Raw genomic sequence first — 12,477 nt, 5'->3', positions numbered from 1 at the left:
AATGAATCTATGAGCATTGCTCATCAGAGCCTGTAGGGCTTTGTACTCGTTAAGGAAGATGAGTTAATAACTAATAAGAGGTTATATGAATCAGATAATTTCAGTCGGACCACTAGAATCTTTCTTGATCGCAATCAGTGTTCTTTTTTTAGGACATTTTGTGAACGCAAAGCTTCCCATCCTTAAAAAGTTCAATATCCCTGAACCTATCGTTGGTGGTCTTATTGTCGCGCTCATCATAACGCTAATGCATTTTAATGGTATCGACTTAGAGTTTTCTTTACCGCTTCAAAAAATCTTTATGTTGATGTTCTTCAGTACTGTTGGACTTGCTGCGAACTATACCCAGTTAATGAAAGGTGGCGCGAAGGTGTTTGTTTTCCTCGCCGTAGCCTCTTTCTACATCATCATCCAAAACGGTGTCGGCGTTTCAATGGCAACAGCGCTAGGGTTAGATCCTTTGATGGGCTTGATCGCAGGTTCAATAACGCTATCTGGTGGCCATGGTACTGGTGCAGCTTGGTCACAGACGTTTACAGAGACATATGGTTTGTCCAATACGCTTGAGATAGCGATGGCTTCAGCGACGTTTGGTTTGATTATTGGTGGCATCATCGGTAGTCCAGTGGCGCAGAAACTGATCAATAAAAATGGTTTTGAGTCGGAATATGGCACAGGTACAAAAACTCACGAACGTTTCCCAGAATTGGTGACTTATAACGAGTATGAAGAAGATAAGGTAACCGCTAAGAAAGTCGTTGAAGTCCTGTTTATTCTTCTGATCTGTGTAACGGGTGCGAAATACTTAGAGCAGTGGGTAAGTAGTTTTAATGTCAGTTGGCTGATGATTCCTGATTTCGTTTACGCGCTATTTATCGGGGTATTTATCACTAATGTGATTGAGGTGACTAAAGTCCATAAAGTGGATACAGAAACGGTCGATATTCTCGGTACGGTTTCTTTGTCGTTGTTCTTAGCGATGGCGTTAATGAGCCTGAAACTGTGGAACATCTTCGATCTTGCGATTCCATTCCTCATTATTCTGGCGGTACAGTCAGTGGTACTCGGTGTTTTCGCTTATTTCGTGACATTCAAAGTAATGGGTTCAAACTATGATGCGGCGGTTATCTCTGGCGGTCATTGTGGATTTGGTCTAGGTGCGACACCGACAGCGGTGATGAATATGGGCTCGCTAGTCAATCGATATGGTCCGTCACCGCAGGCGTTTATGGTGGTACCGATCGTCGGCGCTTTCTTTATCGATATCGTTAACCTGATTATCCTTCAGGGTTATATCTCGTTTATTGGATAAGCCTAGACAACTAAAAAGCCCCGCTACAATGAGCGGGGCTTTTTTGTGTCTGTAAGGTTACTTTAACATAAGCTTAGTGCCATTGAACTTAAGATGGCCGAGTAACACCTTCGCATTATTCTTGCCGTGGTCGTTGAATGAGACTCCATAGCGAGCATAATGAAGAGAGCGCTGTAAATTACATACCGTGCCAAATAGGGGCTCAAAGTGAGTCCCTTTATTATTGGCGAGTTGTACGTGCAGTGCAATTTCTTCACCGACTTGAAATGGTCGGCTTAAAGGTGCAGTTATAAAGCGACAACCACCTTTGGACAGATCCCTGATTTCGCATTCAAGCCGATGGCTATTTGCGACGACTTTCGCCGCTAGGTTGACGTCAAAGCGAGGTTCTTTTCGTAGTTGAGTGACCTGCATGGTTTGTGGAATAGAGAGCGCAACCATCGCGACGGGTGATTTAAGCACGTGTTGAATTTGGCTTCTGAAGGAAACAATCGCCCCTTCTCCACGTGGTGATATGGCGCGAATCGCTATCCAAAAACCTTCTTGAAAGAAAAAGCTCAAGTCATCTTCAGAGATCTTAGGTAACTCGATAAGAATAACGTTGCTAGAGTGAGAGCCGATAAAGGAGGACTTACAACGGAAAGTGGTACCCACCGGTGTAGAGATACCTAGGGTGAGCTCCCCACCATGCTCGATCATCGCAAGTGCATCAGTGCTGTTGAGTGTTGAGATACTCCTATCATTAGAAGAGCGCGTTGGCTGCGCTTTCACTGCTACTGCTTGGGTGTTCATCTAGCCTCCATGATCCCCACCATGTTATTGTTTTAGTGGTAGGTTGACGTATACATTTCGAATCGATATATGTCCGATTCGAGGATTATAAATTTTATGTGTGCTTTGATGTTTATTCAAACACCAATATGTCGCATTAACATGATCTGAGTATCATTTTTGGGAGCTATTTTGCCGCATTCACTGATTTTTGATGAAGTAAACTCACAGTTTAGAGTCCATTTAGACGCTGATCATTACGCTGTAATAAAGTTCGTGGACAAGGGAAGCACGTATGCAATTACCTCTACCAAGATACCAGAAGAGCTTCAAGGGAAAGGATATGGCAAGGTAATGATGGAGGTACTACTCTCTGAAATCGCCAAGCGTGGTGTCACAATTGACCCCATCTGTCCCTATGTAGCTCACTACCTAGAACGCAATCAACAATGGTCTTACCTTAAAGCACAATGACGAAGCAATACGACTATCAATTACTACTCGACTCTCTGGGGTTTGAAGCATTAACGCATACCGAGGTACTGCAATCGCTGTGGGGGGGATATGGTGAGCTGGTTCGGCTGCATTGTGGCAGTGGTAGTATTATCGTTAAGCATATTAAACTGCCGAAGCCTGAACATCACCCAAAAGGCTGGAATAGCGAGTTCTCACACCAAAGAAAGCTACGTTCTTATCAGGTTGAATTGAACTGGTATAAGTCAGCAGCCAATCTTTGTGAAGCAAAAGTGCCTGCAGCCCTGAAAGTGGATCAGCAAGGGCAAGCGTTACTGATCGCAATGGAAGATTTGTCTGTGCTTGGTTTTACTGATGTTGTTGCCGAAGCAAAACAGTCCCACTTAAGTGCTTGTTTAGAGTGGCTAGCTTGTTTTCATGCTCAGCACATTGGTCATCAAGGAGAAGGGCTTTGGGAGTGCGGCACGTATTGGCATCTAGATACACGTCCTGATGAACTCGCGGCACTCGATGATGAGTTACTCAAGCAGGCTGCCCATAAGATAGATCGAGTGCTCAAAGAGTCGCCCTATCAGACTCTTGTCCATGGTGACGCTAAGTTAGCTAATTTCTGTTTTTCTGCCGATGGTACTCGTGCTGCAGCGGTGGACTTTCAATATATTGGTCGCGGTTGTGCGATGAAAGATGTGGCGTTATTTATGAGTAGTGCAGTAAAGCCCGAGCAGTGCCAAGTGATGGAAGGTTGGATTTTAGATGAGTATTTTGCTCACTTGCGTCGAGTACTCAATAACTATCAACCTACTTTGGATGTCGCTGATGTTGAAGCCGAGTGGCGACCACTATTCTCCATTGCATGGGCTGACTTTCAGCGCTTTGTTAAAGGTTGGAGTCCAAACCACTGGAAGATTAACCCATATACTGAAGCGCTTGCTGATCGTGCTCTAGATACGTTAAAGGCTTACCCATAGAGGTAAGCCTTACTATCAATCTTGAGGTGTTTTGGGCTATAAGCCAGGTTTGATGCGAGCCATATAGTAAGTATTGATGAACTCACCGTCACGGAACGAGCCAAATTTTGACTCGCCTTCTATTTCAAAGCCAAACTTCTTATAACAAGCGATCGCTCCTTCATTGTCACTGTTGACTTCGATTTGTACGCGTTTTATTTGCAACCAGTTGTCTGCCAAATCTAGAACCGTTTCAATCAACTTGCTACCAATACCTAAGCCGTGGAAATCGTCATGGACACCGATACCAAAGCTACCACAGTGTGCCGTTCTCGGGCGCTGTGAATGTTCGAAGCCTATATTACCTACGACTTTTCCATCCACTTCAGCAACAAAGCTATAAACACCTTGAGGCATGTTTTCCAGTCGTTGTGTCCACATTGCTACCGATGGTTTTGGCAGTTGGAGTGTCTCGCGTTGCGCTTTAGGTTGTGAATAAATTTCACATAATGCGGCTGCATCACTCACTAATGTCGGACGTACGATTATTTCCATTTTTCTTCTCTCTCGACTGGTTGAACATAAAAACACCATAACGAGAAGTTAACAATATTTAAAGCATTGTTTTTAATATTTTTATTCACTTAGATTTTTACACTAAAGGTAGCGCTAATTCTCAGAATCTTTACTGCTAGGTATAAATTGTAAATAAGTTTGTTTATTGGCAAGAGGCGTTTTATTGTAACAGGCTATTCACATAAGGACCGAAACATGAACCACTCAGCGAGCTGGAAAACGCCACAAAACTTCCTCATGCTCATTTCCATTGTCGTGCCTATCGCTTTTTCAAGTTGGATGGCACTCCTGAATAACTTCGTAATTGAACGCGCCAACTTTGATGGTTCAGATATTGGTTTATTGCAGAGTGTTCGTGAAATACCGGGTTTTTTGGCTTTTACGGCTGTATTTGTTCTGCTGTTTATTCGAGAGCAGCGTTTTATGATTTTAGCGCTTGGTGCGCTAACACTAGGTACCGCAATCACGGGCTTTTTTCCTTCGCTATTTGGTTTGCTGTTTACCACATTGCTTATGTCGACAGGCTTTCACTACTTTGAGACCTTGAAGCAGTCGCTCTCTTTGCAATGGCTTTCTAAAGATGAAGCGCCGGAAATGCTGGGTAAATTTATTTCGATCGGTGCACTGGCATCACTCATTACTTATGGCGCGTTGTGGTTCTGTTTAGAAGTGTTAACAATGGACTTCGAGTGGGTTTACCTGACTTTTGGTGGTGTTGGCTTCTTGCTGGTGGCTTGGATGAATTTTGCATTCCCTCAGTTTGAAACCCATGTACAGCAAAATAAGAAACTGGTGCTAAGGAAACGCTATTGGCTCTACTATGCACTCACCTTCATGAGTGGGGCTCGTCGCCAGATCTTTACCGTCTTTGCGGGCTTTCTAATGGTTGAGCGTTTTGGCTATTCGGCTGCGGATATTACTTTGTTGTTTCTAATCAACTATTTGTTTAACTTCTTGTTTGCGAAACGTATCGGACGCTTTATTGGTAAAGTGGGTGAACGTAAGGCACTGACATTTGAATATGTAGGGCTGATTGGTGTGTTCGTTGGTTATGCTTTGGTTGAAAGTGCGGAGTGGGCAGCGGCGCTGTATGTAATTGATCATCTGTTCTTCGCTTTAGCTTTGGCGATTAAAACCTACTTCCAGAAGATTGCCGATCCTGCAGATATGGCCTCTACCGCAGGTGTAGCTTTCACTATCAACCACATTGCAGCCGTATTCATCCCGGTTTCATTTGGTTTGATTTGGTTAGTCTCTCCATCAGCGGTGTTCTATATTGGCGCAGGTATGGCGCTAGTGAGCCTAATGCTTTCACGCAACATCCCAAGAGCTCCTGAAGAGGGGAACGAAGTTCGGGTACTTAAGTGGACCTAGCACCTACCTGAAACCTTGGCCATTTAGTCTAAATATCCAATGATAGAATGAAATAAAGGCGCGTTGATTTCCAATACGCCTTTATTTTTCTTTGTTAGAGAGCCTTACATTGCCCGTCAGTTATTGGCCGATTCTACGCTTCATCTCAAGTCAGATTTAAGGAAAAATAAGTGACTTATTTGTTTCCTACATTGGACAGAAACAAGTTACTAAAATATCCCTATTAAATAGCTACTTAAAAATCAGTCTCACAAATAATAATTATTAATCAGTTTTGTTGTAAGAAAATACTTGCTTACGTCTGAATATTTGCTAAATAATAAGTGTAGGAAAAATATAAGGGGTGTAAGAAATGAAATATTTATCATCGTTACTATTATTAATTTCAGTGTCGGCAATGGCAGAGAGTGAGTTTAATAAGCCATTGAATGACATTTCAGAAGTGAAAAGCAAACCTGTCAGTGGTCAAATTACATTTAAAGGAAGAATCATGCAGGAACCCTGTGCGTTGGATGTAAGAAACTTCTCGGCCAAGAGTCAGCAGAAGACTAATGGTTGCGTAGAGTATACAGCTGAGAAAATTGAGATTATTAATAAACATAGTATTGAAAGTTCGTCTGTACTTTTAGTTAGTTACATCTGATAACTAGAGCAACTATTCAAATTTATAAATAATTGAGTGATGATGATCTCTGTTTTTAATTAATAATAATTAACACTAAGTAATAGGATGGTTTGTTCTTTTCTTATGTTTAAGCTTAGGTATGTAAGTCGCATCGGTTTACATTAAGTCTTAAATATGAGGTAAGTATGAAAAACTACATTTTAATATTTGGTAGTTTGGTCGGTTCATCTTTAGCGTATGGGTTAGAGATAGAATCAGTAACAAGAAGTGATGAGTCTACTGCTGTAGGGTTTCCTATTATTGCATCAGATAATTCCGACTTAATCTTTCATTATAAAGAAGATGGAAGTGTTAACGACTATGTTTGGATGGTCGATAATAAAATTAGGCATAAAGGTGTTGCTTATACTCCAAATGAAAATGATAAAAATAAAGATATTAAACTCTGTTTAATCGAAGAAGGAAACGTTCAGTGTTCCAATACACTAAAGGTTATCAGTGCCTTTGCTAATAATAATGCTAAACCACGAAGTGCAAGATCGGCAGTAGCTGATATCAATGATTATTGGGAAGTTAACAACGCAATAACCAATGAAGAGATACTAAATGACGAAGACACCTCTGTAAAAGTAAGGTTTAGTGTTGACTATATTGGGACCGATAGTATTGACGATTTGCCATCTAGTGCACCTAGTGTCACTAGTCTATTCTACACCTTAAAGTCAAATACAACAGTCCTTCAGTCAACGTCTATCCTGCCTGGTTTTAGCCACAATACTTCAAATCCATCAACAAGCTACAACACAACCATAGCAAGGCTAGACTTGTCATCGGTACCATTGGTTAGCATATGTTCCTTTGGTTTATCGTCACACGGTGCTAATCCTCTCATTGAACCCGAGTCATGCGGTACCCGACTGGTTACAAAGCGACCTGATAACTTAGGGAACTGGGTTCAACCACCAACTAAAGTGCAATTCGATCTATTGTTTCCAGGTCAAAGCTACTTACAAGAAACCGTTGGTAGTAAAACTTACGTGGCATCTCCACGTTTGACAAGTGATGGCGTAAACCTTGTCGAAAGTTACTGTAAACACATTTCTCCACGTGCCACCCCCCCAACAAGCAGTGAGCTTAAGTCGCTCGCTCAAAATACAACAGTATTTGATGATACTTGGCCAGGAATGACCAATTATTGGACAAATGCGACTACAAATAATGGTCCGTTCAGTTTTGCAGGAATAACTTGGGCAGAGACAGTTTCTATATCAGGGACAAATACAACTCAAGTCGCACCTAGTGAAGTCTATAACGGTTACTTGAGTTGCATTGTTAAAGAAGACGAAGAATCTTAATACATACTCATTCTTTTGCAAGAATTTGGAAGTAATAATAATTAAATTTTGGAGTTAATAATGAATAAGAATTTCATGTTAATCCTATTAGGTGTAATGGCACCCGTAGGTAGCGCATTTTCAATGTCATTAGATATTGAAAGCAAAGCTGATGATAGTGAGATTTTGCTAGGCAAAATTAATAATGAACTAGCGACGAACTATATTAATGATAAATATATTGAACTAAAATGGATTAATGACTCTGGGGAGATTGTTTCAAATAAACCTTATTTGATCCCTAAAAATCCAACGGCTGGAGTGCGTTTTTGTGCATCAACCGAAACGACTTCTAAGTGTACTAGCCCTTGGTCAAGTCGTAATATGTTGAGATCTTCAGTTGCACCTCGATTTATGGCGGGTAATTCTGCTGACCTGACGGTGCGAGTACTTGATAACGACTCGCTAAAACATGACGAGCCGGCTACTTCCATTAGTGACTTTGATATTATTAGCGGTAGGTTTGGCTTTCATTACACGGAACAATTGGACCAAAACGGTCATGTGTTAAAAAATTTAATCAGTTATAGTCAACAGTCAATCTATCTAACACTACCTACAATCGAATCAAATACAGAATCGATCAAAGCGTGTTCTGTAGGCGGTTTCTTGCTTAATGAGCCCACTTATATCGAATCGTGTACACCTAGCTATGAAATTGACGTCTCACCAGTGCCACCTGTGCCTGAAGAGTCAGTTGTGTGCCTTTACAAGCATGTGGACTTCGATGGGAAAAAGGAATGCTTTAGTGAAGATGAAATAAACCATTCAAAGGAAATGGACTCACCGAAATTTCCATATTTGATGGCTAATTATGGCCTAGTAGATTCGAGTAGCTTGACTGTTAAACCAGGTTATAGGGCGACGTTAGGAAACTTTTCAGGCCATAACTCAAAAGTAAATGGGACGTGGAATAAAACAAATTCTTATGTAGGCGCGAACCTTAATGATAAGGGTAAACACCTATTTATTGAGAGAGATGATACGTACGGCTGCTTTTTTGAACATCATGCGCTTCATTCAGTTGCTTTTGAACGAGCAGTGAGTCAGTGTGTGGAAGTTGGAGAAAAAATCGACGAGCTAACAACGTTAAAATCTGGGCTTCAACGCACTTTGTCAACAATCACCATACATCCAGGTCTTGAGATAACGTTATATTCCGATTTGAGCGGCAATAATAAACTAGGAACTTACAATCAGGCACGATTCTGGACTGGCTCTTCTTATCCAAACGATCGAGCTAAGTCATTCAGTATTTCTGTTGATAAAAGTTATAGTTTTTTCCTAGTCAACGGCAATACGTTGCTACGTAGCCTTGAAAACAGTAGTTTGGCATTAAAGAACCTAATTGCTGAAAAAGGTGATTTGCATTTGGTTACATCGGATGGCCATTGGACAAGGAACTTCGTTCTTCCGGAAGGTGTGCCAGAGTACACAAGGTTGAAGTTTGAGCGCAAATCGACTTATCATTTTAACGTCATTGATGGCGAAATGACCTACACACCTAAGCGCGGCGAGACTTTAGTTGTCACGTATATTAATAACCGATGGGTGCTGAGTGGGGATACAACATTAAACAAAAGTGATTCATTTTCGATCTTTAATGATCTCTATAATGGTTGTTTTGACTTTAAGGGGGGAGCAAGTTCGAAGAACAATTTAATTCTCGAAAGAAACTGCCATCAAACTGGTGCCCAGAAGCTAATTTATGACGGAGCAACTAAGCAGATTAAAGTGGAAGGAACGAACTATTGCCTTGATGTAAAAGCCGCTCACAACGGACATCGCCAACCAGTGATTTCTTATCAATGCCATAGTGGGAGTAACCAAAAATGGGAATTTGGTTCAGATAAGACGATTCGAACTTTAATGGGAGGGAAACGTCGTTGTTTAGATGTCGACCAACATCGCCGAGATTCTGCTGGTAACCCCACGTTAACTATTTGGACTTGCTCTCCAGGTTCAGGCGATCAGCAATTTGAGAAACAAAACCTATAGGCTTAGTATCTTTAAGTCGTGAACGACGTTTTTCTATTCTAACGCAATAAATCAACAGGTTAATTATTGTAAAGGTTCCTATTAGCATAGGAACCTTTTTACGTTCTCTAGTTCTCTTTAATGTTTAGCAATAGAAAATACCGACACATAAGTAAGAATAATCGTACCTTGATGTGTTTCTATCGAATATACAATAGTGTGTATTTCATTTTGAAGGGGGCGACATATGACGAACCAATTTAGTACGATACTATTCCTGCCACTTCTCCTATTGAGCAACAATGTGTTTGCTTTAAATAGAGGGGAGTGTACATTTTTAAATCAAAAACTAACATACACAGGAGTAGATTTACCAAGTTCCAACGATATTTATAAAAATGGGGACATATTAGGGCAGTTGATCCTATCAACTGACTACTCCTGCAAGACTCAATCATTTACAAATAATGATGTCGTGCTTCAAGCCGGGACTCGTGGAGCGTCAGGGAGCTTTATCGGTGACAACAGGTACCGCAGTAATGTTGAGGGGATAGAACTGGAAAGCTTGCGCGCTGTTGGAGGTGTTGCAGGGTCGAATAATGAAGTTATATTTCATCAGTTCAAAACGCCAGAATATGGCCACGAAGAAATTGTCAATGGAACATTCAATAGCCCAATATTTAATGTGATTAAATCGGGTGAAATTCCATATTCTAATTCAGTAGCACTTAACCTTGCTACATCGTACAACCTAGCTAGTTTTATCTATAACACAGGAGGTAGTCCCTATATTAGCCCTTCAAGTGTTCCTAATTCGCAGCCAATCCCGGTATACAACGCTTCTTGCAATATCACGCACCCTACCAATGTCGAAGTACCTGCACTAATCCCGAACGTAAGAAATGAAGTGAGTAGCTACTTCAATGTAGTACTCAATTGCGCAGATAAATCGGTAATGCAAAACAATGTACAATTGACCGTTAATCCGGTCATGACGACAGGTGTATCATTAAGTGTTGATAAGACATCGTTATTGCATAACTCTGGTGGTCAGATAATATTAATGCACATATTCAATAGCGTTGGTGCGGAAACGCAGATGTCATTTTCAACCATGTACCAGTTTAGTAATAGCAGTCAGGGAAATAGCTTTACCATACCTATGCGCGCTAAGTTCTTGCTTGGATCCACAGGGTACGGAAACTTCAGTTTTCAAACGCAGTTATCTGTCCGATACAATTAATTTATCTCCAAAAAACTCCAATTTAGAAAGGTTTAGTGCAGTGCGACATTAGAAGTGCAAATACCAGTTGCTCAATCTTTCATAAGTTTCTTCATGCATATAATGATAAATAAAAGCCTACTGTCATACAGTAGGCTTTTATTTATTAAGTAGAAAGAGTATTGGTTATAACGATTTAGATTTCTCGGTTTCAAAATATAATATTTGAACTAGTGGTTGGCCAAGTTTGTCGTTGATCGAAGAACTAACCTTTAGTCGTTGTACATCGATTCCATTTTCTGCGTAAAACACACGTAGTCTTTCTACTCTTCGTTGACCTAGCCAACGGTTGTAATCTAGGGTTCCGCCTATAGAGTGTTTGTTGATGATACGTACGCTCATATCAGGGTGTTGATGAAGATATTGAATACTCTCTTTGAGTACTTTTTCATTGGAAATGTAACTGGAATCAACTTTGAACACATGCGTTGCTTCAACACTCGCTTTTTCAGGAGGAAGTGTTGCTGCTGGCTGCTGCGGTAGGGTCTCTGTTACTTGTTTATCTATGTTGCGTAAAGACTCAGGGGGCAATGTAGGACTTGGCTCTGAAATTATTGTGCGGGCTGGCTCTGAAGTAGAGAGTGCCCATGTAATACCCAACGTTAATTCTGGAACGACGTCCACAGAGGTTTCTTTTTTTACAACGGCTGAAACTCCGCCCCAGATCGCCACCTCCTTATCCAGTCGGTGCTGTACAATACTTGAAAAGCCAGCTCGAAATGGGTTGGTGTCATCTTCATACTGAATAAATGGCCCGTACAGTAGCGAAGTGTTCGAAGTAAACGACGAGCGTCCATATAAAGTGACTCGAGCTAGGAAGTTTTTGTTGTCCAGCTTTGTATTGTTGTTATAACCAAGTTGAGATTCAATCGCTAATGATGGAGAAATATCGAACCCGTAAATAACGTTAGGAGAAAAGTAGTCTTCTGTTGGTTGGTAACCTGCTGCAAAACCGAAATAATCGTTACGCTTTGCATTGTCATCTGCAGTGTTGGGAGCTGACCATGCTCCCGAATACATCGTCATACAAATACTAAAAGTTAACAGTTTGAATTTCACTTAAACCACCATAGTCGTTAATAATGCCAAATTCCAAAGACATGTTTTTTAAATTGATTCCCCTTGGCACTGCATACTTCTGCTGACTGAAAGGCGGAGTCATGTTGAATCTGTCATCAAGCATTTTTGATGTGCTACCACTAACTGCTTGTAGGTGGCCAAGGCTTAGGTAATAAGGGCTATTATTCGTTGATTGGAAGTATTTTTTCCCATCTTCTTCAATAACTTTCCAAGAAAGCTGTTTAGCCGCATCAAGTAAGCCTTGTAAATTAAACTGCTCTGGACGAACAATGACTTTAATTCGAGTTCTTACTGCAATGTTTAACTGGTTTTGGTCAGTTTCAGATTTTCGTGGGATCTCTTGTACGGAAAGGAAAAAGATACTTTCTCTGTCCTGAGCAAGCTTGTTTTCGATAGGTAGAATTCTGACAAAACCTTGTTCGTTAGCGCCTAGCTTGAAGATAGGTGGTGTCAGCACGAGCGGAAGGTCGCTAGTGTTCTCGTCGCTATCTTCTATCCAAGACTGAACAAGGTATTCCCCCGCAGAATCGTTGATAATATCGACTTGGTGTTCTTTAGAGGTTGTAATTATTTCCCTTGTGTTTATTGGGCGCACTCCCGCATGCGCTTGAATAATTGGTAAAAGACTAACAACAATAATTAGTAAGGATCTCAATAACATATTT

12 protein-coding genes are annotated in these 12,477 nt (G+C 40.9%); 8 read left to right on the top strand and 4 right to left on the bottom strand.

From position 1 onward, the window contains the following. Positions 1-85 precede the first annotated feature (85 nt). Positions 86-1,312: a sodium/glutamate symporter gene (gene gltS / locus VIA_RS09360; RefSeq protein ID WP_004417034.1), complete on the top strand. Its 1,227-nt coding sequence runs from the start codon at positions 86-88 to the stop codon at positions 1,310-1,312. A 57-nt stretch (positions 1,313-1,369) separates the two neighbouring features. On the opposite strand, the gene VIA_RS09355 is transcribed toward gltS, so the two are convergent. Then, positions 1,370-2,104 carry a flagellar brake protein gene (locus VIA_RS09355; RefSeq protein ID WP_004412692.1) on the bottom strand — a complete coding sequence of 245 codons (735 nt, stop codon included), beginning with the start codon at positions 2,102-2,104 and terminating at the stop codon, positions 1,370-1,372. A gap of 171 nt (positions 2,105-2,275) precedes the next feature. Between VIA_RS09355 and VIA_RS09350 the strand changes: the two genes are divergently transcribed. Both VIA_RS09350 and VIA_RS09345 read left to right on the top strand, forming a co-directional pair. Next, the gene (locus VIA_RS09350) at positions 2,276-2,557 is read left to right on the top strand and encodes a GNAT family N-acetyltransferase (RefSeq protein WP_004417033.1); all 282 of its coding nucleotides are present in this window, start codon (positions 2,276-2,278) and stop codon (positions 2,555-2,557) included. Continuing rightward, a complete protein-coding gene (locus tag VIA_RS09345; protein WP_004412688.1) occupies positions 2,554-3,525 on the top strand; it encodes a phosphotransferase in 972 nt (323 codons plus the stop codon). Before VIA_RS09350 ends, VIA_RS09345 begins: the two co-directional genes overlap by 4 nt. A 36-nt stretch (positions 3,526-3,561) precedes the next feature. On the opposite strand, the gene VIA_RS09340 is transcribed toward VIA_RS09345, so the two are convergent. After that, on the bottom strand, positions 3,562-4,059 hold the full coding sequence (locus VIA_RS09340) for a GNAT family N-acetyltransferase (RefSeq protein ID WP_004417030.1): 498 nt from the start codon (positions 4,057-4,059) through the stop codon (positions 3,562-3,564). 216 nt (positions 4,060-4,275) lie between these two features. Here VIA_RS09340 and VIA_RS09335 point away from each other — a divergent pair, with 216 nt between their 5' ends. The 5 genes from VIA_RS09335 (at position 4,276) to VIA_RS09315 (ending at position 10,693) form a co-directional block, all read left to right on the top strand. Then, positions 4,276-5,454, top strand: a complete 1,179-nt coding sequence (locus VIA_RS09335; protein ID WP_004412684.1) for an MFS transporter — start codon at positions 4,276-4,278, stop codon at positions 5,452-5,454. A 352-nt stretch (positions 5,455-5,806) separates the two neighbouring features. Further along, positions 5,807-6,097: a hypothetical protein gene (locus VIA_RS09330; RefSeq protein WP_004417027.1), complete on the top strand. Its 291-nt coding sequence runs from the start codon at positions 5,807-5,809 to the stop codon at positions 6,095-6,097. Between the two features lie 167 nt (positions 6,098-6,264). After that, positions 6,265-7,434, top strand: a complete 1,170-nt coding sequence (locus tag VIA_RS09325) for a hypothetical protein (protein ID WP_004412682.1) — start codon at positions 6,265-6,267, stop codon at positions 7,432-7,434. Positions 7,435-7,494: 60 nt separating this feature from the next. Then, positions 7,495-9,471 (top strand): RICIN domain-containing protein, encoded by a 1,977-nt coding sequence (locus tag VIA_RS09320; protein WP_004412680.1) that lies wholly within the window; start codon positions 7,495-7,497, stop codon positions 9,469-9,471. Between the two features lie 454 nt (positions 9,472-9,925). Then, complete coding sequence (locus tag VIA_RS09315; protein ID WP_235801288.1) at positions 9,926-10,693, top strand: hypothetical protein; 768 nt, start codon at positions 9,926-9,928, stop codon at positions 10,691-10,693. 165 nt (positions 10,694-10,858) lie between these two features. Here the strand turns inward: VIA_RS09315 and VIA_RS09310 are convergent, their stop codons facing one another. After that, positions 10,859-11,791 (bottom strand): OmpA family protein, encoded by a 933-nt coding sequence (locus VIA_RS09310; protein ID WP_004417023.1) that lies wholly within the window; start codon positions 11,789-11,791, stop codon positions 10,859-10,861. Further along, positions 11,766-12,473 (bottom strand): fimbrial biogenesis chaperone, encoded by a 708-nt coding sequence (locus VIA_RS09305; RefSeq protein ID WP_004412675.1) that lies wholly within the window; start codon positions 12,471-12,473, stop codon positions 11,766-11,768. Before VIA_RS09305 ends, VIA_RS09310 begins: the two co-directional genes overlap by 26 nt. Between the last annotated feature and the right edge of the window lie 4 nt (positions 12,474-12,477).

Source organism: Vibrio orientalis CIP 102891 = ATCC 33934 (assembly GCF_000176235.1).
Classification (GTDB): Bacteria; Pseudomonadota; Gammaproteobacteria; order Enterobacterales; family Vibrionaceae; genus Vibrio; species Vibrio orientalis.
The sequence above is the reverse complement of the archived record's forward strand: the minus strand, read 5'-3'. Positions and strand labels throughout refer to the sequence as shown.

Coding starts and splice junctions, on each gene's coding strand:
- VIA_RS09330 (WP_004417027.1), top strand. CDS start 5,807: ATGAAATATTTATCATCGTTACTATTATTAATTTCAGTGTCGGCAATG.
- VIA_RS09345 (WP_004412688.1), top strand. CDS start 2,554: ATGACGAAGCAATACGACTATCAATTACTACTCGACTCTCTGGGGTTT.
- VIA_RS09335 (WP_004412684.1), top strand. CDS start 4,276: ATGAACCACTCAGCGAGCTGGAAAACGCCACAAAACTTCCTCATGCTC.
- gltS (WP_004417034.1), top strand. CDS start 86: ATGAATCAGATAATTTCAGTCGGACCACTAGAATCTTTCTTGATCGCA.
- VIA_RS09305 (WP_004412675.1), bottom strand. CDS start 12,473: ATGTTATTGAGATCCTTACTAATTATTGTTGTTAGTCTTTTACCAATT.
- VIA_RS09325 (WP_004412682.1), top strand. CDS start 6,265: ATGAAAAACTACATTTTAATATTTGGTAGTTTGGTCGGTTCATCTTTA.
- VIA_RS09320 (WP_004412680.1), top strand. CDS start 7,495: ATGAATAAGAATTTCATGTTAATCCTATTAGGTGTAATGGCACCCGTA.
- VIA_RS09340 (WP_004417030.1), bottom strand. CDS start 4,059: ATGGAAATAATCGTACGTCCGACATTAGTGAGTGATGCAGCCGCATTA.
- VIA_RS09355 (WP_004412692.1), bottom strand. CDS start 2,104: ATGAACACCCAAGCAGTAGCAGTGAAAGCGCAGCCAACGCGCTCTTCT.